This window comes from Listeria grandensis (genome assembly GCF_014322885.1).
Taxonomy (GTDB): Bacteria; Bacillota; Bacilli; order Lactobacillales; family Listeriaceae; genus Listeria_A; species Listeria_A grandensis.
This window is the reverse complement of sequence record NZ_JAASUG010000010.1, coordinates 1-24,319: the sequence shown is the minus strand read 5'-3', so window position 1 is coordinate 24,319 and position 24,319 is coordinate 1. Positions and strand designations below refer to the sequence as shown.

Annotated in this window: 26 protein-coding genes; 15 read left to right on the top strand and 11 right to left on the bottom strand. The window is 41.9% G+C overall.

Annotated elements, in window-relative coordinates; genetic code table 11:
• Positions 1-86: 86 nt before the first annotated feature.
• The 5 genes from HCJ54_RS12650 to HCJ54_RS12630 all read right to left on the bottom strand — a co-directional run bounded on the left by HCJ54_RS12650 (position 87) and on the right by HCJ54_RS12630 (position 4,078).
• Positions 87-1,346 (bottom strand): MDR family MFS transporter, encoded by a 1,260-nt coding sequence (locus HCJ54_RS12650; protein WP_187137901.1) that lies wholly within the window; start codon positions 1,344-1,346, stop codon positions 87-89.
• Positions 1,347-1,450: 104 nt separating this feature from the next.
• Entirely contained in the window at positions 1,451-2,683 is a 1,233-nt protein-coding gene (locus HCJ54_RS12645; protein ID WP_187137900.1) for an aminopeptidase, read from the bottom strand.
• An 86-nt stretch (positions 2,684-2,769) separates the two neighbouring features.
• Positions 2,770-3,015 (bottom strand): cytoplasmic protein, encoded by a 246-nt coding sequence (locus HCJ54_RS12640; protein WP_244966952.1) that lies wholly within the window; start codon positions 3,013-3,015, stop codon positions 2,770-2,772.
• Positions 3,008-3,319: a hypothetical protein gene (locus HCJ54_RS12635; RefSeq protein WP_185411113.1), complete on the bottom strand. Its 312-nt coding sequence runs from the start codon at positions 3,317-3,319 to the stop codon at positions 3,008-3,010. The genes HCJ54_RS12640 and HCJ54_RS12635 overlap by 8 nt, the downstream gene beginning before the upstream one ends.
• 309 nt (positions 3,320-3,628) lie before the next feature.
• Positions 3,629-4,078 (bottom strand): flavodoxin, encoded by a 450-nt coding sequence (locus HCJ54_RS12630; protein WP_036067287.1) that lies wholly within the window; start codon positions 4,076-4,078, stop codon positions 3,629-3,631.
• A gap of 270 nt (positions 4,079-4,348) precedes the next feature.
• On the opposite strand from HCJ54_RS12630, the gene map reads away from it, so the two are divergent.
• Positions 4,349-5,107, top strand: a complete 759-nt coding sequence (map, locus tag HCJ54_RS12625; protein ID WP_036067308.1) for a type I methionyl aminopeptidase — start codon at positions 4,349-4,351, stop codon at positions 5,105-5,107.
• A gap of 67 nt (positions 5,108-5,174) precedes the next feature.
• On the top strand, positions 5,175-5,972 hold the full coding sequence (locus HCJ54_RS12620; protein WP_036067289.1) for an AAC(3) family N-acetyltransferase: 798 nt from the start codon (positions 5,175-5,177) through the stop codon (positions 5,970-5,972).
• On the opposite strand, the gene HCJ54_RS12615 is transcribed toward HCJ54_RS12620, so the two are convergent.
• On the bottom strand, positions 5,959-6,180 hold the full coding sequence (locus HCJ54_RS12615) for a DUF1128 domain-containing protein (RefSeq protein WP_036067290.1): 222 nt from the start codon (positions 6,178-6,180) through the stop codon (positions 5,959-5,961). The genes HCJ54_RS12620 and HCJ54_RS12615 overlap by 14 nt on opposite strands.
• Positions 6,181-6,273: 93 nt before the next feature.
• On the opposite strand from HCJ54_RS12615, the gene HCJ54_RS12610 reads away from it, so the two are divergent.
• The 5 genes from HCJ54_RS12610 to mprF all read left to right on the top strand — a co-directional run bounded on the left by HCJ54_RS12610 (position 6,274) and on the right by mprF (position 12,490).
• Complete coding sequence (locus HCJ54_RS12610; RefSeq protein ID WP_187137899.1) at positions 6,274-7,131, top strand: YihY/virulence factor BrkB family protein; 858 nt, start codon at positions 6,274-6,276, stop codon at positions 7,129-7,131.
• A 26-nt stretch (positions 7,132-7,157) separates the two neighbouring features.
• Positions 7,158-8,531, top strand: a complete 1,374-nt coding sequence (rlmD, locus tag HCJ54_RS12605) for a 23S rRNA (uracil(1939)-C(5))-methyltransferase RlmD (protein ID WP_187137898.1) — start codon at positions 7,158-7,160, stop codon at positions 8,529-8,531.
• A gap of 21 nt (positions 8,532-8,552) precedes the next feature.
• Positions 8,553-9,014, top strand: coding sequence for a GNAT family N-acetyltransferase (locus tag HCJ54_RS12600; protein ID WP_036067293.1), 462 nt, complete (start codon positions 8,553-8,555; stop codon positions 9,012-9,014).
• 165 nt (positions 9,015-9,179) lie between these two features.
• Positions 9,180-9,845 (top strand): VanZ family protein, encoded by a 666-nt coding sequence (locus tag HCJ54_RS12595; protein ID WP_187137897.1) that lies wholly within the window; start codon positions 9,180-9,182, stop codon positions 9,843-9,845.
• Between the two features lie 47 nt (positions 9,846-9,892).
• Positions 9,893-12,490 carry a bifunctional lysylphosphatidylglycerol flippase/synthetase MprF gene (mprF, locus tag HCJ54_RS12590; RefSeq protein WP_187137951.1) on the top strand — a complete coding sequence of 866 codons (2,598 nt, stop codon included), beginning with the start codon at positions 9,893-9,895 and terminating at the stop codon, positions 12,488-12,490.
• 48 nt (positions 12,491-12,538) lie between these two features.
• On the opposite strand, the gene HCJ54_RS12585 is transcribed toward mprF, so the two are convergent.
• Entirely contained in the window at positions 12,539-13,435 is an 897-nt protein-coding gene (locus tag HCJ54_RS12585) for a TIGR01777 family oxidoreductase (RefSeq protein WP_187137896.1), read from the bottom strand.
• A 106-nt stretch (positions 13,436-13,541) separates the two neighbouring features.
• Here HCJ54_RS12585 and recX point away from each other — a divergent pair, with 106 nt between their 5' ends.
• A complete protein-coding gene (recX, locus tag HCJ54_RS12580; protein ID WP_187137950.1) occupies positions 13,542-14,354 on the top strand; it encodes a recombination regulator RecX in 813 nt (270 codons plus the stop codon).
• Positions 14,354-14,581: a YfhJ family protein gene (locus HCJ54_RS12575; RefSeq protein WP_036067302.1), complete on the top strand. Its 228-nt coding sequence runs from the start codon at positions 14,354-14,356 to the stop codon at positions 14,579-14,581. The genes recX and HCJ54_RS12575 overlap by 1 nt, the downstream gene beginning before the upstream one ends.
• Positions 14,582-14,633: 52 nt before the next feature.
• Here HCJ54_RS12575 and HCJ54_RS12570 read toward each other — a convergent pair whose 3' ends face one another.
• Positions 14,634-15,614, bottom strand: a complete 981-nt coding sequence (locus tag HCJ54_RS12570; protein ID WP_187137895.1) for a metal-dependent hydrolase — start codon at positions 15,612-15,614, stop codon at positions 14,634-14,636.
• Between the two features lie 233 nt (positions 15,615-15,847).
• On the opposite strand from HCJ54_RS12570, the gene mutY reads away from it, so the two are divergent.
• The 3 genes from mutY (at position 15,848) to ntdP (ending at position 18,500) form a co-directional block, all read left to right on the top strand.
• Positions 15,848-16,927 carry an A/G-specific adenine glycosylase gene (gene mutY / locus HCJ54_RS12565; RefSeq protein ID WP_185411097.1) on the top strand — a complete coding sequence of 360 codons (1,080 nt, stop codon included), beginning with the start codon at positions 15,848-15,850 and terminating at the stop codon, positions 16,925-16,927.
• Positions 16,924-17,670 (top strand): enoyl-[acyl-carrier-protein] reductase FabL, encoded by a 747-nt coding sequence (fabL, locus tag HCJ54_RS12560; protein WP_036067304.1) that lies wholly within the window; start codon positions 16,924-16,926, stop codon positions 17,668-17,670. Before mutY ends, fabL begins: the two co-directional genes overlap by 4 nt.
• A 302-nt stretch (positions 17,671-17,972) precedes the next feature.
• Positions 17,973-18,500, top strand: coding sequence for a nucleoside tri-diphosphate phosphatase (gene ntdP / locus HCJ54_RS12555; RefSeq protein WP_036062731.1), 528 nt, complete (start codon positions 17,973-17,975; stop codon positions 18,498-18,500).
• 65 nt (positions 18,501-18,565) lie between these two features.
• Here ntdP and HCJ54_RS12550 read toward each other — a convergent pair whose 3' ends face one another.
• Complete coding sequence (locus HCJ54_RS12550; protein ID WP_187137894.1) at positions 18,566-19,234, bottom strand: NAD(P)H-dependent oxidoreductase; 669 nt, start codon at positions 19,232-19,234, stop codon at positions 18,566-18,568.
• A 119-nt stretch (positions 19,235-19,353) separates the two neighbouring features.
• Here HCJ54_RS12550 and HCJ54_RS12545 point away from each other — a divergent pair, with 119 nt between their 5' ends.
• The gene (locus HCJ54_RS12545; RefSeq protein WP_187137893.1) at positions 19,354-19,725 is read left to right on the top strand and encodes a winged helix-turn-helix transcriptional regulator; all 372 of its coding nucleotides are present in this window, start codon (positions 19,354-19,356) and stop codon (positions 19,723-19,725) included.
• 26 nt (positions 19,726-19,751) lie between these two features.
• On the opposite strand, the gene HCJ54_RS12540 is transcribed toward HCJ54_RS12545, so the two are convergent.
• Positions 19,752-20,840, bottom strand: a complete 1,089-nt coding sequence (locus HCJ54_RS12540) for an aromatic acid exporter family protein (RefSeq protein ID WP_185411092.1) — start codon at positions 20,838-20,840, stop codon at positions 19,752-19,754.
• Between the two features lie 91 nt (positions 20,841-20,931).
• Positions 20,932-22,224: a glutamate-1-semialdehyde 2,1-aminomutase gene (locus HCJ54_RS12535; protein WP_187137949.1), complete on the bottom strand. Its 1,293-nt coding sequence runs from the start codon at positions 22,222-22,224 to the stop codon at positions 20,932-20,934.
• A 152-nt stretch (positions 22,225-22,376) separates the two neighbouring features.
• Here HCJ54_RS12535 and HCJ54_RS12530 point away from each other — a divergent pair, with 152 nt between their 5' ends.
• Both HCJ54_RS12530 and perR read left to right on the top strand, forming a co-directional pair.
• Complete coding sequence (locus HCJ54_RS12530; protein ID WP_187137948.1) at positions 22,377-23,321, top strand: D-2-hydroxyacid dehydrogenase; 945 nt, start codon at positions 22,377-22,379, stop codon at positions 23,319-23,321.
• A 103-nt stretch (positions 23,322-23,424) separates the two neighbouring features.
• Positions 23,425-23,874 carry a peroxide-responsive transcriptional repressor PerR gene (gene perR, locus HCJ54_RS12525; protein ID WP_187137892.1) on the top strand — a complete coding sequence of 150 codons (450 nt, stop codon included), beginning with the start codon at positions 23,425-23,427 and terminating at the stop codon, positions 23,872-23,874.
• Positions 23,875-24,319: the final 445 nt, after the last annotated feature.

Here is a 24,319-nt window from a genome sequence, read left to right as displayed (position 1 = left end):
ATTCTTATTGTCATAATTGCCTTAAAATGATAAATATAAACATAAAATCAAAAAAAGTTATGCGTCAGAGGCATAACTTTTTTGATTTATTGTGCGCGATCTTGCTTTTCGTATAGGCTATACATGTAAAAATAAATAAAACCACTGATAACAGCGAGTACGGCAATCGTTGCAAATGTTGCAAAATAGCCAACGAGTGTGGATAGTGTAATCGCGAGTGGGGCAATGACTTTTCCGAATGTATAACGAAGACCAGCTGCAGAGAAATACATCGCACGCTTATCATCTGGCGCAATTTTAGCAACAAAATTTTGTTGGATTCCCACAGTCATTAATTCTGCAAAACTGAATAAAATAATGGCTAAAATGGCGCCCCACGGTCCAGTAGTGATACCGAATAAGATAATCGCGATTCCGTATAAGAAAGAGGAATTCATGAAAACCAGTTTTTCACGGTAGCGACTCATCATTCGAGTGAAGAATACGGTCAATAAGGCAACGCAGAAGCCATTGATGGAAACAATTAAGCCGAAAAGTTGTTCTCCTGTAAGTTGTAGCGAGAAAATGGACGCATTTCCGATCACTTCTGTAATATATAACGGGAACAAAAGATCCAGTTGCATGAAGGATTGGGAAATAATAACACCTGCAATAATATACAAGAAGAAGACTTTATCGGTAAAAATAAGTTTATAATTGCGCAGTTGCTCCATGAGGACAGTACTGACTTTTTTCTCGCGCTGTGCTTTGCGTAACTCAGGGTTAAGAGCCATAGGCGCCGTTTCATGCCCGAATTTTGTCAATAGAATTAGAAGCAAGAGGTCGGCTAGAACGATCGCGATTAAGGTTTGCGATGTATAATTATTGAATACTAGCGCTCCAATAATCGGCCCAATTACGACGGCAATATTGATCATCATGTAAAAGATCGAATAGACGTGACTACGATGTTCTGGCTTCACCACGTCCGCAATCATTGCTTGACTTGCCGGTTGGTAAAAGGACATGAAAATACTTGCGACCATAAATCCGAAAAACGCCACATAAGGAGAATAAAACATAGTTGTCGCAGCAATCGCAAAAATCAGAAAGCCAGCGCCTTCTCCGATTACCGATATACTCATCATTCGTTTACGCCCGTATGTATCAGCGAAGTAACCACCAAGCAGAGCCGTTATAACAGACAAAGCTTGCGACAATATAAGCAACAGACTCGTGGTTTGCCTACCAATCGAATCTGAGAAATAAATTGTTAAAAAAGGAAATACCGCCCAAAATGAAATATCGAGCAAAGCCTCCCCGAATAATCGCACCTTGAGGTTGATATCCCACGTTTTAAATTTCATAGGAAAAACACCTTCTTTAAAAGAGCTATAGATTTAAGAAATGCCCATGAAACAACGATTCCATGGGCACGGCTATTGTATAATTAGTAAAGTTGAAGCGGGAATTAGAATGCCCAGTCGCCGTTGCGGAAAACGGGAACTTTTTCACCAGTTGTTGTGATTCCGTCGATGTTCATTTTGTCGGAACCGATCATGAAATCAACGTGTGTCATGCTGGAATTGACGCCAGCTTTTTCTAATTCTTCGCGGCTCATACTTTCGCCACCTTTGATGTTAAACGCATAGGCGCTACCGATCGCTAAATGATTCGATGCATTTTCGTCAAACAGGGTGTTGTAAAATAAAATTCCTGATTGAGAAATAGGGGACGGATCAGGTACTAATGCTACTTCGCCAAGGTAATGTGAACCTTCATCGGTGGCCACTAAATCTTTTAGAATGGCCTCGCCCTGCTCTGCAACGACATCGACAATACGACCATCTTGGAATGTGATTTTGAAGTTATCGATGATATTTCCAGCATAGCTCAGCGGTTTTGTACTAGATACATAGCCGTTTACGCTATTTTTTTCAGCGCATGAGAAAACTTCTTCTGTCGGCATATTCGCCATGAATTCTTTGCCTTGTTTGTTATAGCTCCCCGCGCCAACCCAGACATGGTCTTGCGGAAGGCCGATCGTTAAATCAGTTCCAGGCGCTGTATAATGCAACGCTTTATATTGTTGCTTATTTAAATAATCCGCTTTGCTATTCAGTGTGTCATCATGGTTTTTCCATGTTTGAATTGGATCTACGGTATTAATACGAGTCGTTTCGAATATCGTTTCCCAAAGTGCAGGAACTTGATCGGCATGCGGTAGGTCAGGGAATACTTTAGCAGCCCAACCTTCTGAAGCGGCACCAACGACCGTCCAGCTGATCGCGTTGGACTGAATCATTTGACGGAATTCTTCCAGTGCTTGACCCATTGCTTTTTGATTTGCCGCGATTTTCTTGCTGTCTACACCTTTAAGTAAATCTGGATTTTCAGAAACAATCGAGATAAACACTGCGTTTTCATGGGCTAATTCGATACGTTCAGCAGCACGATGAAGCGCGGCTTTCTCAAAAATTTCAACTGGTGAATGTTGATAGCGAAGTAATGTGACTTCCTCATCTGCCCAGTTAATAATAACATCACTAGCACCGACCTCATAAGCCTTTTTCGTGATTAATCGGCTTAGTGGCGCGCTTTCAATCGAACTGTTTACGACTACTTTTTGGTTGGGTTGAACGTTTACCCCAACCTTGACGATCAATTCTGCATACTTTTCTAATTTCTCATTAAATGTTGTCATATGTAGCACCCCTCTTCTATTCAATAAAAGCATTGTATCTTAAAAAAACGCGTAAAGCAACTGTTTGCAATGACCAAAAGGAAAGCCTATCTAAACCATTGTTGATGCATCGCACTCAAAAATTCTCGGCTGAGTGGTGGCATATTCGACTCAGGTAATACCGCATCAATCATGCAATACGGACAAAGCGCTGTATCCTCAATTTCAAGCCAGTCCGTAATTTCAGAAGGCGCAAAAATCTCCAGACAAGAAAAACAACCACACCGCTCAGCTGTAGCAAGCCATATTTTGTTATTTGAAGCATATGTATGTGCGCTTTTTAGGCTATTCAAATTCAATCTCCGACAAAGCTTCATCCATGGATTCTAAAATACTATACTTCACAAAATAATCTAGCCAAGCTTGGCGTAAATCAGGGGCATCGCGTTTAATGGACGGCTTGATTTTGTCATACATCGTTTTCATAATATCTTGCCACATCGCATTCACCGCACGATCGAGTTTGGTTTCTTTCCAACGTTTCGCGGGCGGGCGCTTTTTATTTTTCTCATTTTGAAATTCCATTGCTTTTTGGTAAAAGCTATCCTTGGTCGTCAAGTTTTCAGACATATATACAGAAAATTCATTGAAAGTCATCGTAACACTCCTTAAAATAGTCAATCAATTAACAGTAACATATCCAAAAGAGGGCGTCTACTCCACTCCATGATGTAAAATAAGTTTATCTAATACTTTGGTAGATTTTATAGCGTGAAAAAGGATTTTTTAAGGATAATTGTTTAGATTTATGAATTTAGAATAAAGACAACGAAAGCATTGCAGGAGAAGAGAGGCGCGTTTCAATCAATGACATCTAAAAAGCCATTTTGAAAATATTTTAGCAATCAAAAAAATACGTAACAGCCATCGCAACTGTTACGCATTTTGGGAGATTTCGTAAGGATTTTACTTGCCAAGCAGTGCATCAGCAAATGTTTTTGCATAAGCTTCTGCGCGAACAACGTCTTCTTCGTCAGGATCTAGATCGACTTTCAAGCCCTCAACTGGAACCGTCGCGCCTTGCTCTTTCAAGCGTTTCTCAACAAGGTCAACCGTGAGGCAAAACTCGTCGTAGAAAGTATCACCAGAGCCGAAAGAAGCACATACTTTACCAGAAAAATCAACGTCGGACATATCTTCATAAAAATCCACGAATTCATCAGGAAGCTCACCATCATCATATGTGTAGCCACCGATAAGCGCGCCGTCATACGCTAATAATTTCTCAGGCTCCACCGAGATACATTCCTCGATTTCCACTTCAATATCGTATTTCTCTAATTCTTCGCCTAGGATATCTGCAATTTCTTCTGTGTTACCAGTCATGCTGGCATATACGATCATTACTTTTGCCATTATTTACATCACCATTTCTTTCTATGAGTTCTAAGTTAATACGCTAAAAAAAGCACACTTGCGAACGCGGAATATGCTTGTTTCATCAATCACTAATACTTCCATTATAAAGAATTTCAGGAAAACTGCAAGAAATTCCGTCAAATTTAGCAAAAACGTCATATTCATACTTTCAAAATGAGGCGAATAAAGCTATAATGGTAGAAGTGAGAATTTCTGGCGGATCAGGGATAAGGTATATCCGTGCAGAAGTAGAGAAGGGATGGAAAAATGATTACATTGAAGTCAAGACGCGAAATCGATGAAATGAAACGCGCAGGAGAAATCCTTGTGGCGACACATAAAGAAATTAAAAAGTTGATTAAACCAGGTATTACGAGCTGGGATCTAGAAGTCTTCACGGAAGAATTTTTACGAAAGCAAGGGGCGACTCCAGAGCAAAAAGGCTTTGAAGGTTATGAATTTGCTACGTGTGCAAGTATCAATGATGAGATTTGCCACGGCTTTCCGCGTAAAAAAATCTTAAACGAAGGCGATATTATTACGGTGGATATGGTAGTGAATTTTCATGGCGCCCTTGCTGACTCTGCTTGGACGTATGGCGTTGGGCAAGTATCACCAGAAGCGGAGCGTTTAATGGAAGTGACGCACAAATCTTTGTACTTAGGCATTGAACAAGCCCAAGTTGGGAATCGTATCGGTGACATTGGTCACGCTATCCAAACTTACGTAGAAGCGGAGAAGCTAGCGGTTGTTCGCGAATTTATCGGTCACGGAGTTGGGCCAACGCTTCATGAAAAACCAGAAGTACCACATTTCGGTGCAGCGGGTAAAGGACCACGTTTGAAAGAGGGTATGGTCATCACGATCGAGCCAATGGTAAACACGGGCGGTTGGAAAGCGAAGATGGATGACAACGGTTGGACGGCGCGCACGGCTGACGGCTCACTATCCGCACAATATGAGCACACGATTGCAATCACGAAAGATGGCCCAGAAATTTTAACATATCAAGGTGAAAACGACTAAATAGGACTTAGGTGTGTTGCTCTGAAACGCGACACACCTAAATTTTATTAAGGGGAGAAGAAGAACGATGGGGGAAAAAAGAGCGATTCGTAGGACGACAGTGCCGCATACAGTAGATTCGGTTTGTCAGGAGCTACATAATCTGGGCATTACAGCAGGAGATACGGTGATTCTTCACTCCGCGCTCGGCCAAACAGGTTGGGTTTGTGGTGGTGGAATTGCGATTATTAAAGCCTTTCAACAAGCGTTAACAAAAGAGGGGAATCTGGTCATGGCGACGCAGAGCAGCAATGTTTCTGATCCAGCAAAATGGAGAAATCCGGCGGTGCCAAAAGAATGGTGGCCGACGATTTATGAAGAAATGCCAGCGTATGATCCAGACGAAACGCCAACTTTTTTTATGGGCGTTATTCCAGAAACATTTCGGAAAATGCCAGGCGTATTGCGGAGTTCTCATCCAAAGTATTCTTTTTGTGCGTGGGGCAAAAGTGCGGCGTTCATCACGGAAAAGCATGCGCTCAATTTTGGCTTCGGGGAGCAATCTCCGCTAGGAAGGCTCTATGAACTTGGCGCCAAGATAGTGTTAATGGGGGTTGACCATAATAAAAATACGTCATTACATCTTGCGGAACATCGTGCGAAAACGTTACGAATTCAAGAGGAGAAGTCGCCAGTATTCGTAAATGGTGTGAAGATTTGGCGGGAATACGACGAGTTGGCGCACAATAGTGAGGCATTCATTGAAATCGGACGTCAATATGAAAAGGAAATAGCACACCAACCGACCACGCTTGCTGGTGCGCCTACAAAAATATTTGATATGTGTAGTCTGATTGATTATGCGACGGAGTTTATTTCCGGATAGTGCTTAATTCCTCCGCAAAAAGCTGCATCTCACGCATACTAATATTGTTTTTGCGATGAATCAAAGTATAGATTTCAAGCAGCAAATCATAATGGATCGCGTCTAAAGTTAGATTTTCGAAGACAGAAGCGTTGACCATCTTTAATTTTGCTGTGATTTCATTTAACATGTACGCAACATTTTCTTGCGTTGGATTTTCTAAGTTCATGTGAAGCCTCCTTTTCAACTTGCAAAAATTGTAGCATAAACTTTGGAGTGACGCCACAATTAGCATTTATTTTTAGAAAGAAAGGAGATGCCGATGTTTAAAAAAATACAAGAGAACCGTCTCGTTCGTTTTGGAATGGCGGTAGGGAAGCGTTTCACCAAAAACGATGTATCTGGGAGCGCGTCACAATTAGCGTACTATATGCTTTTTTCGATTTTTCCTATTTTATTGATTGTGGCCTCATTACTCCCATATTTCAACATTAATCAGGATCAGTTGTTTACGACCATTAAGCAGTTTGTGCCAGAAGAAATTTATGATTTTATTAATAATAACTTAGACCAATTGCTCAACAACAACTCAGGTAGTGCGTTGTCACTCGGGATTTTAGGGACGTTATGGTCTGCTTCTAATGGCATGAACGCGACAACGAAAGCCTTAAATAAAGCCTATGGCGTGAAGGATCGGCGCAATTATTTTGTGAAGCGTCTGTTGTCTGTTGTCTTTACGATGGGCATGCTTGCGGTTGTGGTTGTGACGCTGCTACTTGTTGTTTTTGGACAGCAAATCGGGATGTTTATCTTTAATCATCTCAATGTGTCACAGGATACGTTGGATATTTGGAATAACTTCCGCTGGATCGTGACGCTGGCAGTGATTTTCATCGTATTCTCCTTCATCTTTTGGATTGCGCCGAACCGCAGGAGTACGCTGTTCAGCATTTTACCAGGGGCTGTTTTTGCGACAATTGGTTGGGCTGCAGCGTCGATCGGATTCGCTTATTACGTAAACAATTTTGCCAACTATTCCGCAACATACGGCAGTATCGGCGTCATTATTATTTTGATGTTATGGTTTTATATAACAGGAACGATTTTGATGATCGGTGGCGAAATCAACGCCACACTTAGTATAGTACGACAGAAAAAGCTGGTTGGGGAAATAAATTAGATTCCAACCATAAGGAGAGAATTATTTTGAGCGAAAATCCAGTAACAGAAGGTCAACAATTCCCGCTAACGATAAAACGGATCGGTATTAACGGCGAAGGAATCGGCTATTTCAAGCGTTCCGTCGTATTCGTTACCGGCGCCTTAACGGGAGAAGAAGTCGTGGTTGAGGCTACCAAAGTAAATCCACGTTACACAGAGGCAAAAATCCGCAAAATTCGTAAAAAATCACCACATCGTGTGACACCACCATGTCCAGTCTACGACGCGTGTGGCGGCTGTCAATTACAGCATTTATCCTATCCAGAACAACTTAAAATGAAAAAGGATCTAATCGTGCAATCCATTGAAAAACATACACGCTTTCACCTAGAGCAAATCGCGATCCGTGATACAATCGGAATGGGGAATCCATGGGGCTATCGTAATAAGAGCCAATTTCAAGTCCGTGAAATAGATGATGTTGTGGAAGCCGGGCTGTTCGGTGCAGAAAGTCACGAACTTGTTCCTATCGAAAATTGCATCGTACAACATCCTGATACAGTCAAAGTTACCAATTTCGTCCGCGATTTATTAGAAGAACTCGAAATTCCGATCTACGAAGAACAGCGCAATAGCGGAATTGTTCGTACCATCGTGGTTCGTACGGGAATCAAAACCGGCGAAATCCAACTTGTACTCGTAACGAATAGCAAGAAGTTGCCGAGAAAACGTGAGTTGTTGGAGCGTATCCAAGCCGCATTTCCAGAAGTAGTATCGATCATGCAAAACGTGAATCAAGCGAAAACATCGTTAATTTTCGGGGAAGAGACGCTGTTCCTAGCTGGTAAAGAGAAAATCACCGAAAAATTAGGCGAAATCGAATTCGACTTATCAGCACGCGCCTTTTTTCAATTGAATCCGTCACAAACGGAGAAACTATACCGTGAAGTAGCACGTGCTATTCGCTTGACTGGAAACGAGAAAATCGTTGACGCTTATTGTGGTGTCGGAACCATTGGACTTTCTTTAGCCGCTCGAGCTAAGGAAGTTCGTGGCATGGATACAATTGCAGAATCAATTGATGATGCCAAAGCCAATGCCGCGCGTGCTGGTGTGACCAATGTGACTTTTGAAACAGGCAAAGCAGAAGAAATTTTCCCGAAATGGATTAAGGCCGGCTTTAAACCAGATGCGATTGTTGTCGATCCACCGCGTGTCGGTTGTGAAGACCAGTTGTTGCAATCGATCTTGCAAACAAATGCCAAGCAGATCGTTTATGTATCGTGCAATCCATCGACCCTTGCCCGCGACATTCAAGTTTTGTCGAAGAAATATAATGTGAAGTATATCCAACCGCTTGACATGTTCCCGCATACAGCACACGTTGAGAGTATCACTGTTTTAACGCTAAAAAAATAAATGAGCAGGGGCGAAAGACCGATGACAGTAACCTTACAGAAATTCATAAAAGAAGCATCGCAAACGGAGGCTCTCAGAAATTACACGCTAGAGAATGACACGTTCTGCGCGCATCCATTAACTTTTTTAGATCGAGAAGGTTACCACTGTGTCCTTGTTTGCGATAACGAGGAGGTCGTTGGATTTTTCGTTTTGGATAATGGGCCCGATTTGGCAACCTACGTAGCGGAACCACATGCTTTACTTTTGCGAGGCTATTCGATTGATTCAACCATGCAAGGTCAAGGATACGGGACGCGTTCTCTCGCTGAACTAAAGGCTTACGTAAATGCTCATTTTACCATGATCGATCAGGTTGTTTTAGCTGTGAATAAACGCAATATCCCTGCACAAAAGCTGTATTTAAAAAGCGGTTTTCGAGAAACGGCAAGAACCGTCTTAGGCCCGCGCGGCGAACAATTCGTCTATGAAATGAAAATGTGACAAACAACAATGAAAAAAGGAAGAGCGTGCGTATGGTCCTCGTTTTTCCTTTTTAATTACCTTGCAATAATGTAAGGTGTAAAAGGCGTCACAGTGCTTTTCATTGTGCACGTTATTTGTTAAACTAAGGAAGACTATTAGTCGATAAGAAAGTGTGGCAGATAAATGAAAAATGACAAAATTCGGTTTCTTGTTCTTCTGATTCCGGTTTTATATATGGGGTACGGTATATTTTTGGCGCTCGATTTTGGTAGCAAAGCAGAGTTGATAAACGTTCTTGTTAACGGTGTGATCCTCGGCGCCATCTCGATCTTCCTCATACAAAAAGCACAGCTAAGAAGTTGGGCAGACATTATTTGGTTAGCAGCTTTTATTTTATATTTATTTATTTTGCATCATTTGGTTACATATATAGCGGTTGGGGATATTATCAAAAGCACCTATACCGGCAGTTTTCATATCCAGCAGGAAATGGTGAATCTTGTGCCGTTTACGACGATTGAAAACACGCTACAACAGACGCTACCGACGATGCCGACGATCATTCAATTAATCGGAAATTTCCTATTACTCGCGCCATTAACCTTTTTTCTGCTCTATTTTCGAATTATTCAACGGGGTTGGACAGCGCTTTTGGTAGCATTGCTCGTTTCGACAGGCATCGAATTGATCCAGTTTCTTCAAACAACGATCATTACTGGCTTTAGTGGGATCACATTACCTGAGAACCGTTCCACCGACATTGACGACATTATCTTAAACACGCTAAGTGGTTTACTCGGCATTCTTGTTGCTGTTTGTTTACCGAGCGTTCGCAAACGAAAAAAATAACAGCAGCGCAATAGTCAAAATTGGAAATAGTGAAGGAGATTGGTATGATGAAAGAAAGATTTGCAAAACTCGTAGCATGGTTCCAACAAAACAGTCTGAAAGCCAAGATAATCTTTATCGTTTTCGTGCTGGCGTTCGTCGTATACGAAGTGATCAGCATTGGGACAACCACCGATTTTGGCGCCTTAAAAGATAACTTAACATCACAGAGCCCAGAAAATATCTTAATTATGATTGTAGTCGGACTCATTGCCGTGACACCGATGCTCATCTATGATTTTGTCATCGTCAAACTCTTACCAGGTAAATTCCCAACCAGCCACATTATCACATCTGGTTGGATTACCAATACATTTACCAATATCGGCGGATTTGGCGGCGTGCTAGGAGCTTCCTTACGTGCCAATTTCTACGGCAAAAACGCAGACCATAAACAAATTCTTCTAGCGATCTCAAAAATTGCCTTATTCCTCGTATCCGGTTTATCTATCTATTGCTTAATCGGCCTAGTTACACTATTTATTCCCGGTTTTGCGGATCATTTCCGCAATTATTGGCCGTGGTTACTAGGTGGGGGATTATATTTCCCAATCTTATTTTTCATTACGAAGTGGAAAAGTAAAACCTTATTTGAAGATTTACCGCTAAAACGTGAGTTACTACTGGTATTAGCATCCTTATTAGAGTGGGCGTTCGCATTTGGTTGCTTCATCATTATTGGCGTTTTAATGAACGAGCCAGTCGACGTTGCCAAAGTATTTCCGCTATTTGTTATTGCGTCCGTCATCGGGATTGCATCGATGGTACCAGGTGGGGTAGGAACATTCGATGTTGTTATGATCCTCGGCCTCGAGCAGCTTGGCGTTCCAACAGATCTAAGTGTGGCTTGGTTGCTATTTTACCGGATTTTCTATTACATTATCCCATTTGCCGCTGGGCTACTATTCTTCGTTCAAAAAGCAGGGAAGAAGTTCAACGACTATTTAGAAGGCCTGCCGCTTCTTTTCTTGCAAAAACTCGCGCACCGTTTTCTCGTTCTATTCGTTTATTTCGCAGGGCTGATGCTCATTATCTCCGCTGCGATTCCCAACGCGATTTATCATTTACCATTGCTGTATAAACTCGCGCCGTTTAGCCTTTTCTTCGTGTCACAAATCACGATGATCGCTTTCGGATTCCTACTATTAGGGCTGGCTCGCGGGATTGAAAGCAAAGTCACCAAAGCCTACGTAACGACGATTGTTGTGCTTGGTTGCGCGATTTTCAACACGCTTGCCCAAGGTTTTTCGATTAAAGCAGCGATTTTCCTAGGTATTGTCTTATTCTGTGTCTATCTTGCCAGGCACGAATTTTATCGCGAAAGGCTGGTATACACGTGGAGTAAAATTATTTTCGATAGCTCGTTATTCCTCGTATGTTTGGTCGGGTATGTCCTAATCGGTATTTACAATTCACCAAAAGTACCACATCACAAGAAAATTCCCGACTTTCTCCTTATTCCATCCGAACATGTTTGGATTACTGGGTTTATCGGCGTGGCCATTGCCGTTTTGAGTCTCATCGTGATTTTCTACTATTTCTCGATGACCAACGTGACGATTGGCGAACCGTTTGACGCAAGACGTTTACGCGCTCATTTGGCGAAATATAAGGGCAACGAAGTAACCCATACCATTTTTATGCGTGACAAATTGCTTTTCTGGTCTAAAGATGATAAAGTACTGTTTCCATTCCGAATTAAGGCGGATAAAATGGTCATCATGGGTGAGCCGATTGGGGATAAAGAGTATTTAGAAGAGGCATTGGAAGAATTGATGATTTATGCCGATCGCTTCGGTTACCGTCCAGTCTTTTATGAAGTAGACGTCGACATGCTAGCATTCCTTCACGACCATGGCTTTGACTTCATGAAAATCGGTGAAGAAGGCTTTGTATCTTTACCAGAGTTCACACTAACCGGTAAAAAACGAAAAGGCGAACGCGCATTGATGAACAAATTTGAGCGCGAAGGCTATACATTTGAAGTCATCGAACCAGACTTTGATGAACCAACCATCCAGCGGCTACGCGAAATTTCTGATGATTGGTTGGACGGCCGCACTGAAAAAGGTTTCTCATTAGGCTACTTTGATGTTTACTATTTGTCACAAGCACCCGTCGCAATTGCCCGAGATGAGAGCGGTGAAATCATTGCCTTCGCTTCCATGATGCCATGTTATAACGATGAAATGACATCCATCGACTTAATGCGCTATGGCAAAGATGCGCCAAGCGGAATCATGGATTTCCTATTTATTAATCTCTTCCAAAAAGGGCAGGAAGAAGGTTTCCAAATTTTCAACGCCGGGATGGCGCCACTTTCAAACGTTGGAGCTTCCCAGTTTGCCTTTTTAGGAGAACGTTTAGCTGGCCTCGTTTACCGCTACAGTCAAGGTTTCTACGGCTTCCAGGGCTTACGCAACTATAAATCTAAGTACGTCACTACTTGGATTCAAAAATTCGTTGCCTTCCGCAAAAGAAGCTCAATCGCCTTTACGATGCTACAGCTGATGGCGCTTGTTGGCAAAAAACGACCACTATCCAGAACACAAATTGTAGAGGATATTCCAGAAGAACCAGAACCGGTTTTAGAAGAAATAAAATAAAAAATAAGCGCTTAGGATCTGAATTAAGACAGGTCCCAAGCGCTTATTTTATGAGTCACGTATTAAATCTGCCAGTGCATCCTCGATTTTAGGGAATGCAAACGCAAAGTTTTGATTGAGTAACTTTTGCGGGTAGGCACGTTGACCTTCTAAAAGCAGGATCGCGCGTTCTCCCATTGCCAAACGGACGATCGTCTTTGGTGTCGCTACTTTTGCAGGTCGATTCATTGCCTGACCAAGTAACTCGGCGAACTTTTTCTGCTGTACGGGATGCGGAGCTGTTACGTTCACTGCACCCTCGATATTTTCGTGATCCATAACGAACAACAGCACGGCGATCACATCGTCAATATGAATCCATGAGTACCACTGATTCCCATCGCCAAGCGGCCCACCAATCAAAAAAGCAAACTGTTTCGTAAGTAGTGGCAAGGACCCGCCGTCTTTCCCAAGAATTAAGCCAAAGCGCGTAAACACCGTCCGAATTCCCGCTGCCCGCGCTGCCTTTTCCCATGAAATAACCGTTTCCGCGAGAAAATTGTCAGCCGCAGCATGTTCTTCTGTATCCAAGAAAAAAGTGGTCTGAGATGTAGGATAAACCCCAATGGCGCTCGCGTTAATCAAAAGGCGTGGCTTCGGATGCAGATTATGAATGATTTTCACAAATTCTGTGGTCGCATCGACACGACTATCTAAAATTAATTGCTTACGTTGAGCAGTCCACCGTTTATCCGCAATACCAGCACCCGCAAGATTCACACATATATCAATAGCAACCCCATCCAAATGAGGAACAGAACCATCTAACCATTTTAAATAATGCACGCCAGTCGTATCTTCCTTGTCTTGACGCGTTAAACAATAAATAGTGTGGCCCTTACCCAAAAGCGCCGCCATAAGGTGACTGCCTACAAAACCAGTACCACCTGTCATTAAAATATTCATTTTTGTATCACTCCTGACGTATTAGATTTATATTACTTTTCCCTTTTAGATAGCTTTAAAACGGTTTTTTGCGTATGATAAGAGTAGAGAAGAGGAGGCGATAATGATGAAAATAACATCCATTTCGCAACAACAAAAAAATAAAGAACGATATAACATCTTTGTTGCCGGTAAATATTTATTCAGCGTAGACGAGGTCGTGCTAACAAAATACCAGCTGTTTAAAGATCGAGAATTAAACGAGGCCGAGCTTGCCGAAATACAAGAAGAAGACGCAATACGTCGTGGATTGAATAAAGCCATCCAATATTTAGCCCACCGCGTACGCTCCGAAAAAGAAATTCGCACGCATCTCGCGAAAGCAGAGATGGAGCCAGACGAAATCAGCCTTGTCATCCAACGCTTAGCCGAAATGAAATATATCAATGATCTCGAATTTGCGCATCTATACGTCCGCACGCAGGTTAACACGACTTCTAAGGGTCCCCGCCAAATCGAGAGGGAACTCGTAACGAAAGGTATCACCCGCGAGTATATTGAAGAGGCGCTGGTCGATTTTAAAGAGGATACGCAACTAGAAAATGCCGTGAAGCTAGCTACCAAAATTGTCAACCGTAGCCGCAAATCTGCCAAGCGCCAATTGCAGCAAAAACTGATAACGGAGCTCATCCAAAAAGGCTATACAACAGATCTTGCAAAAGAAGCAAGCAGTATTGCGCTCGAAGATTTCTCAGAAGAACAGGAACAAGATGTATTAGGCGAACAACTAGGCAAACTATTGCAACGGAATCGTCGACTAGGTCCAGCCAAATGTCGTCAAAAAACGATCACATCCCTATTGCAAAAAGGGTTTTCCTATGATACTATTCAAGACTATATGCGTGAACATGAATTAGATTTCGAAGAGGAGCAAGACTAATGCAAACTTATTTTGAGAAATTAAAACAAGAATTACTAGAAATAAACCCTAATTTAACGGAAGATGAGGCGTTATGGTGGGTCGAGATGTTATGGACTGATTTTGAAGCAACGTATGCAAAAGCAGGTTATCCGTACCGCGGCGTTGAATATGCAAACGACTATGTATCCAAACAGATTAAGCAACACGGGGCCTCGCTTCACTTAGTTGAAAGAAAAGAGAGGTAACGCAGGGATATTAAAAGGCCTTCTCAGACAAAAAACGAGAAGGCCTTTTAAATTAATTGGTTGCTGGATGTAGCTTCTTGTGTAGTTTTTCGTCGCTGAAAATCCAGCCGGTGTATGAAGAAACGATTTCTAAGTCGTCGTCGAGTTTCACAACAGCGACAAATGGATAGTGTCCGTTACTCCGATATCTTAAATCGGTATAGGTGACGTAGGTGCCATCCATTTTTTCTTCAATACGCCAATTATACACTTTGGAAAAGGATACAAATGCCGTCAAGTTCTTATCTTTCATCGCTGCATGGATAATATCGTTATCAGGAACCGGCAAGCGATCGAACTTCTCATAAATCGAGATCGTACGTTTAAAAGCTCGGCCGACATAATAATGATCTTTTGTAGTTACTGCGACGCGCCATTGGAAAAAGCGAATCGTAGAAGCTACAATGATTTCCTCTGCATCAGGAATAAGATTTTTGACCGCGTGGGTAATAACTTTCTGCGTAATAAATCTTGCTACATAATAAAGTGCCAAGATCGCGTACAGCGTGAAGAATGTAGGCAAGGCAGGAGCCCCGAGTAACCAAAGGATGATGGCCACAACGTGAGAACCAAAAATAAAGATATCAAACGTGTTGATAAAGCCAAAAGCGACCCACGTATCTTTAAATGGCCTCAATGCCTGCGTTCCATACGCATTGAAAATGTCGACAAATATATGCAGCCCAACCGCGACGAAGGTCCATAGCAAGAGATGCCAGAACGGTGCAGCTGGAAAGATTAAATAAAGAATAACAGAAAGGAGTAACGGCCAAATCGCAAGACCTGGTAGGGAATGTGTGATTCCCCGGTGATTACGAATATAATCCGCATTATTTTTAAGTTTAAGAACAGTATCAATGTCTGGTATTTGTGACCCAATAATAGTGGCTGTCATGATACCAATGGCAGCGCCCCCGCCTACAATAGCAGGGTCGATCGCTGTAGCTACAGCGCCGAGTGCAATTCCCATAACAACATGTGTGCCAGTGTCCAAGAGACTTCCTCCTTAAATAAAACCAAGCGTACAGTTTTATTTTCGATTTGTGGAAAAACTTCTGTGCAAAGGCAATTGGCTGTCCAATCACCGCTCAATTCTGTATAATGGTAACGTTGCTTAAAATCGAGAATGAGAAGTTTTTTTCATATCTATATTATACTACAGAATACCCGAAAACAGGCATTAGAAAACCATGAGAATATAAACATAAAACGAGGAGTAAACATATAATGGAGTGGGAAAATGAAAAGATTGCTGCTTTCAGATCAGCGCTGATTGACTGGTATGAAGCGAATAAAAGAGTATTGCCTTGGCGTGAAAATACAGATCCATATCGTATTTGGGTATCTGAAATCATGTTACAACAAACAAAAGTAGACACAGTTATGCCATATTTTGAGCGTTTCATGACCTGGTTCCCAACGATGCAGGACTTTGCAGATGCGCCAGAGGAACGTATTTTAAAGGCATGGGAAGGCTTAGGTTACTATTCGAGGGTTCGCAATTTGCAGGCCGCGATGAAGGTAGTTGTGGCTGAACATAACGGTGTCGTACCTAGTGATCTGGAAGGGATTCTTGCTTTAAAAGGCGTGGGTCCTTACACGGCGGGCGCAGTTCTAAGTATCGCTTATGAAAGAGCAGAACCAGCTGTCGATGGCAACGTGATGCGCGTTATTTCGCGTGTTTTGGAAATCGATGACGACATTATGAAGCAGAAGACACGGAAAAAATTCGAAGCCGCATTGTATGACCTCATTGATCCCGAAAAACCTGGCGAATTTAATCAAGGTTTAATGGAAATCGGCGCGCTTGTCTGTACACCGAAAAAACCGATGTGTCTAGTTTGCCCGCTACAAGAATTTTGCGAGGCGCACCAAGTTGGAAAAGAAGAAGAATACCCAGTCAAAATCAAAAAAACAAAAGTGAAGAAAGTGTTTCTAACAAGTGCGATCGTGCAAACGGGGAGCGATCAATTTGTGATAGAACAGCGGTCGGATACAGGTTTACTTGCGAATCTATGGCAATTTCCGACGGTCGATCAGTTAGAAAACCGGGAAGCGATGAAGCTTGCCTTTTTGCAACAATATGGTTTGGAACTCGAACTAGGCGCAGAGCCAATAACGCACGTCAAACATATTTTTTCACATCTGGTTTGGGAAGTAGAGGTTTTCGTAGCGCAAGCGATTACCGCACAACCATCCGAGCTAAAATTAAAAACAGTCACAAAAGCTGAGATGGAGCAGTTGGCATTTCCAGTTCCATATCAAAAAATGTGGCAAGCATTCCAAAAGGGGGAAACAGTACAATGAATAAAGTAGCGTTAGTAACAGGAAGTAGTCGAGGGATTGGACGAGAAATCGCATTAGAACTCGCCAAACAAGGATATGATATTGCGATTAATTTTGCTAGAAGTAGAAATAAAGCAGAAGAGGTGGCGAAGGAAGTCGAAGCGTTGGGGCAAAAGGCAGTGCTCGTACGCGCGAATGTCGGCGATGTTGCGAAGTTGAAGACAATGTTTGAAGAAATTGATGAAGCATTTGGCCGACTAGATGTGCTGGTGAATAATGCTGCGAGTGGTGTTTTGCGCCCGATTATGGAATTAAACGAGTCCCATTGGGATTGGACGATGGATATCAATGCAAAGGCGCTACTTTTTGCAAGTCAAGAAGCGGCGAAACGGATGCAAAAAACAGGCGGTGGCAAAATCGTTAGTTTGAGTTCAGTTGGAGCCATTCGCTATTTGGAGAATTATACGACAGTGGGGGTTTCTAAAGCAGCAGTTGAATCACTGACGCGTTATTTAGCGGTAGAATTAGCACCACTAGGAATTTCTGTGAACGCTGTTTCGGGCGGGTTGATTGAGACGGAAGCATTGGATCATTTTCCAAATCGGGAGGAGCTGTTGGCGGATGCGATTGCTAAAACTCCGGCTGGGCGTATGGTTGAAGCGCAAGATTTAGTAAAGGCTGTTTCGTTTTTGGTTAGTGATCAGGCGGATATGATCCGTGGGCAGACGATTATTGTAGATGGTGGGCGGACGTTGTTGGTTTAAAGATAGAGAGAGATAGGGAATAGTGTTGTGGTAGGTCAAAGTGTAGCAATCATGCACGCGGGAATGCTCCTTTTTTGGCGTATCATCGCTTTCAGATCTAGCTTCAAGAGCCAGCCTCTCGGAAATTTCGTGGCCTCCGCAAAAACCAAGAGAAGGTTTTCACTGCACCACCTAACAATTTCTGTCGAGGCTAAACGGTCTCTTTCAGCTTTTCGTGTCTTTTCAGTTTTTTTGCAACGGATTGCATGGTATAATGGAAAAGGATGTTAGATCGATAGTACATGAAGAAAGTAGGATATTGGATGTACTTACCTAAAGAGAAAGAAATAATTCAAATCAAAAGCTACAAACACGACGGCTCACTTCATCGTACTTGGAAAAAAACGGTTGTATTGAAATCAACGGAAAATGTTATTATCGGTGGGAATGATCACACTTTGGTAGTAGAATCAGATGGGCGTAAGTGGGTAACTCGCGAGCCTGCCATTTGCTATTTTCATAGTGAATACTGGTTTAACGTGATTTCAATGATTAGAGAAGACGGGATATACCACTATTGTAACTTAGGTACGCCTTTTGCATCAGATGAAGAAGCGGTCAAGTACATTGACTATGATCTGGATATTAAAGTATTTCCAGATGGGCGCTTCCACTTGCTAGATGAGGGCGAATACGAGCAGCATAGACGACAAATGAAGTACCCAGACTCGATCGACCGTATACTGCGTCATAATGTAGATGTCCTTTCACACTGGATTCTGGACAAAAAAGGTCCATTTTCCAAAGATTACATCGACATTTGGTATGAAAAGTATAAAGAATACCGCTAAATTTGTAGCAAAAAACACGCAAAACAAGCTCCCGTTCTAGGATCTTGTTTTGCGTGTTTTGCCGTTTAATAAACGGTTTGGACGTGAGCTTCTAACGATTGGCGTGTCTTTTGGCGACTAGGTTCATCTTTTCGATAGCCAAATGCGAGCATGGCAGAAACACCAAATGTGTCAGTATCCAGCAAGTTTTCGGCGATTAAGAGCTGCTCGATGGCTTGTTTATCAAAACCTTCAATCGGACAAGAATCGATACCAATGGCGGCAGCACTTGTCATCATGTTTGCCATCGCTAAGTAAGCTTGCCGACTAGCCCATTCAAAAACAAGTCGGTCATGCGCAAGTAAATCAAAATCGTTTTCCAAAAAATGGCGAAAATGATGCGTGTATCCTTGCACTACATCAGCAGGCATTTGTGCCACGTTTTTAAGGTGGTTTTGAATATAGTCTGATTCAGGTAATAGACCGTTTTTCGTGCGAGACAACACGATCACAAATTTATCCGCTGTCGGTAGTTGTGTTTGGGCACCCCAAGCGTGAGGCATAAAGGCTTGGCGTAACGCTGTATTTTCGACAATAAGCAATTTCCATGGTTCGAAACCAAAAGAAGAAGGGGATAGTCGCGCTGTTTCTAAAATAAACTCAAAATCCTCATCCGTCATTTTTTTCGACATATCGAATTCCTTACAAGCAAAGCGGTAATGAAAGGCGTTTAAAATCTCTTGTTTTTTTGTCATCTGAAAAATTCCTCCTAATTGTTTGACTTCCTCAGTATACCAAGTACAATAAAAAAAGGAAGTATGCACATTTATGTCAGGTAGGCACATTTTTTATACTAGCCAAAAGGAGCGTCATTATGCAAAAACGCAAAACAAGCTTTTCCTGTGGGGCGGATGTCACCTCGTCGGTCATCGGAGGCAAGTGGAAGCTACAAATTTTATTTCAACTCATGGATAAGACAATTCGTTTCAATGAATTCCGCCGTCTTATGCCAGAAATAACACAACGAATGCTTACATTGCAACTTCGAGAATTAGAAGAAGATGGCGTTGTGCACAGAGAGATGTATCATCAGATTCCGCCGAAAGTAGAGTATAGTCTGACTGATTTAGGTGAAAGTCTCGTGCCAATTGTGCGCGCAATGTGCGACTGGGGTCTTGCAAATGAAGGGGCCATCATCACGAACAGAACGATTTTAACCCAAACAAAAGAACCGAGCCAGCCTTAGAAGCCACTCGGTTTTTTGCTTGTCCATCACGATTCATGAACATCAATATCGATTTTATTTTCTTCATTATGACGAAGCTTAAAGCTATGCATTAATTTTTCCAAATAATCCACGGTTTCCTGATAAGCAAAGATACAAGCGATAATCCGCATCAAATGGTACTGATCAATGCCAACATCCTCATCAACCTTATCAAATTCCTCCATCTCATTCAAAAATAATTTCATCAAATCTTTCGGGTCCTGTGAAAAATGCTTCTCCGCATAATTCAAATCGACAGAGACCTTATCAATATATGTGAGTAAGAGTTGCTCATGTGTATCCGTCAAATAATCGATCTGCCTTCGAATGAGCTCCTGTTTGTCAGGAGGTAATTGAAGAAAATCATTTTCATACCGGTGTAGTATTTTTAATAACTCGTAACCTTTCTGTGAACAAAGAATCATTTGCCGATAGACGGCGATTTTTCGAGATTTCGAGATCTTTGTTCGTCGCAAAAACGTTCGCTCTTCGCGGTACAATTCGTAGTAGCTACTCATTTGTGTAATCTGCTTTTGCATCCATTTCATGTCTTTTTTTAGCAATGGGAAATCTGCTGCGTGTCGCAAGTTAAGTTTAATCCAGCGCATAATCTCATCATTTGTACTATAAATGAACTGGAATAAAGTCACCTCATATTTTGGTGGCAGGAAGATCAAGTTCACGATAAAAGCAGCGACAAGACCGAGCATAATCGTTCCGAATCGCGTGAGAGCAACCATCAAGAAGTCACTGTTCGGCGAATCCATCACGATGACAAGTGTCACAAGTGCTAGTCCAATCGTGTTTTCCAGTTTAAATTGAATCAATAGTGCCACACAAAGAATGGATGCAATCCCAATGAGAATGAAATCATTGCCAATATAAAGTCCGAATCCGATTGCAATTGCCGCTCCAATCACATTCCCTTGCGCTCGTTGCAAAATCTCTAAATACGACCGGTAAATCGATGGTTGCACTGCAAAAATTGCGGAAATCCCTGCTAAAGAAGGAGATGGAGAATGACAAAGCTGCGCAATAAAAAGTGCTAAACTAATCGCAATACCTGTTTTTAGAATCCTAGCCCCGAATTTCATCGCTGGTTATTCCTTTCTTTCATGTAATTGAGTACAAAAAAACCTAACTCGTTTCTCCTATTATAACCGTAAAACCAGGTTTGCAAACAAATCATCGTGCCATTTTTTCAAAAACACGTGATACAGCAACGAGTGTAGCATCAATATCTGCCTGTGTGTGCGCGGTTGTAATAAACCAAGCTTCGTATTTCGAAGGAGCTAGCATAATCCCTTCTTCTAGCATAAGTTTAAAGAACCGGCCAAACTGTTCGCCATCTGTTGATTGCGCATCCGCATACGTCACAATTTCTTGATCAGTGAAGTAAACTGTTAGGGCACCTTTAATCTGATTGACTGTAATGGTGATACCGTACTGCGTTGCTGCTTCTAAAATTCCCTTTTTAAGCGCTGTACCGAATTTTTCAAATCGATCGTATATACCGTCTTCTTGTAAGACTTCTAAACAAGCGATCCCAGCCTGAATGGAAGCAGGATTTCCGGCCATCGTTCCAGCTTGATACGCCGGACCAAGCGGTGCCACTTTTTCCATAATATCAATGCGACCACCGTAAGCCCCGATTGGCAAACCGCCACCAATAATTTTGCCGAGTGCCGTCAGATCAGGCGTTACATTTAGCAGATTTTGTGCACCTCCATACATAAAACGAAATGCTGTGATGACCTCATCATAAATAACCAGCGCCCCAGCCTCGTGTGTCAGTTCATTCACGGTCTCCAGGAAGCCATCCACAGGCCCAACAATACCAAAATTCCCAATAATAGGTTCCACTAAAACGGCCGCAACTTGATCTCCCCAAACGCGCAACGCCTCTTTAAAACTCGCGATATCGTTGAAAGGAACAGTGATCACTTCCTCCGCAGTAGCTTTCGTAACCCCAGCAGAATCAGGTGTACCAAGTGTTGAAGGACCCGACCCAGCTTCCACTAACACCAAATCAAAATGACCATGATAAGAGCCAGCAAATTTTATAATTTTATCACGTCCAGTGAAAGCTCGCGCCACACGAATCGTCGTCATCACAGCCTCTGTCCCAGAATTTGTAAAACGCACTTTCTCTAAAGAGGGGATAGCTTCTTTCAACATTTTCGCAAAAGTAACCTCATGCTTTGTTGGCGTTCCATATAAAATCCCGGTTTCCGCCGCATGTGTAATGGCCTTCGTAATATGAGGATGAGCGTGCCCTGTAATAATTGGTCCATAAGCCGCCAAATAATCAATGTACTTATTACCGTCAACATCCCAGAAATAAGCACCGTTCGCGCGTTCCATTGTTACAGGAATACCACCACCAACACCTTTGTAAGAACGCGAGGGGCTGTTAACACCACCAACAATATGCGAGAGTGCCTCCGTATGTAACTTTTCCGATTCTGAATGGTTCATTTTTTGATACATCTCCTTCATTAAACTATCTTCCCTTCCATTTTAGTAGAAATAGCCACGAACTGCAATGAATAGAAGCAAGTTCTTTGTTTCCTAAACAAAAAGAAGCTAAAATAAAAGAGACGACACGCGAAGAAAGTGAAGTGATTTTTTTGGAAATTTTATTTACGATGCCAATTCCAGATGATTTAAAGAAACAGCAACAGGAGGCATTTCCCAATCACAATTATTATTACACAGAGGACTTAGTAACTTATCCCCAAATAGTGAACATAGACTGTCTTGTTACGTATGGCTCTGACGTAACAGATGCTATTATTGAAGAGGCACGAGCACTGCGCTGGCTTATGGTTTTCTCAGCAGGGATTGAAGAACTTCCTCATGAAAAGCTACAGGAACAAGGAATTCTTGTCACGAATGTTCGAGGAATTCACGCAATCCCGATGGCGGAATTCACAATAGCCTACATGCTTTCCCACGTGAAACGCCTAGCCAATTTTGCCATCAAACAATCAAAGCACAACTGGGAGCGAGATAAGGAAATAAGCGAGCTGGCAGGAAAAATAATCCTTATCGCAGGTACAGGGGCGATAGGAAGTCAGATTGCTCGCTTTGCCAAGGCTTTTCAAATGCAAACGATCGGTATGAACACCACAGGTAATTCTGTGGAACCTTTTGATCGCGTTGTTTCTATAGAAGAAATGCATACAGCGCTACCCGATGCTGATTTCGTCGTATCCATTTTACCTGAGACACCTCAAACAAAGGGAATTTACAAGTTCAAGCATTTCGAAACAATGAAAAAAAGCGCAGTATTCATTAACATAGGGCGAGGCAGCGCCATTTCAGAAGAAGTTTTGCTAGAGGTAGCAACAAAGCAGCCTATTGCACATCTATATCTAGATGTAACACCGCAAGAGCCATTGCCAAGCGATCACGTATTATGGACTTTTCCCAATATCACGATTACTCCACACGTTTCCGCGCACTCACCAAAATATCTCTACAGAAGCTTTGAGATTTGGCTTGAAAATGTAGGAAGGTTCCAAAAAGAAGAATCATTATTAAATACGATTGACTTGAATCGAGGCTACTAAACCCTGTTTAAAAAAAGAATATGCGCCTAATGTTGACAGACCAAGCGATTGTTCGGTAGAATAGGGTTATATGTACAATCTAAATTAAGCGAGAAAGGAGTGCATGACGGTGTCTAATTCTCATTCTCATTTACGAGAAGCAATAGATGTCTTGAAAAAAACTGGAGTCAGAATAACTCCTCAACGTCATGCTATACTTGAATTCTTAATTAATGCTGATACCCATCCTACCGCCGACGAGATTTACAGAGCGCTTGAAGGGAACTTCCCCAATATGAGTGTAGCTACAGTTTACAATAATCTACGCGTATTCCGAGAAGCAGGACTAATTAAAGAATTACCATATGGCGATTCATCCAGCCGATTTGATTTTTCTACATCCGAGCATTATCATGCCATATGCAATGAATGCGGAAAGATAGTAGATTTTCATTATCCCGGTTTAGACGAAGTAGAACATTTTGCCGCAAGTGTAACAGGCTATGAAGTAAATAAACATCGACTAGAAGTTTATGGAGTTTGTCCAGAATGCCAAGCAAAGAATAACACTTAAAATATATAAAACACCCAGCAAAACCATCATATCAGCCGATCTGGTGGTTTTCTTTTTTAGTGGATGCATAAAAGTATAAAAATTTATGCAAAAAAATTTATAAAAAGAAAAATGGCTTCACGGCAATGTTTAACGCATACATTTTTGCGGAATTAGACTACCGTATGAAAAAAAACTCAAATAATATGGATAACTTGGTTGACATTGCTTGGATAAATTGATATATTAGTTCTCGGCGCTACTAATTCAACGTTTTTACACAGAAAAATATCACAAAATAAATTATTTAAAATTGTTGACAGATAAGTGCTTGAATGGTATGATTTAAAAGTCGCAAAAACAAAACAACTTGAGTGATAGCAACGCGGAAATGACCTTTGAAAACTGAACAGAAACAAAGATAAAACCAAGAAGACAGCAATGTTTTCGGGTAAGAATCACAGGA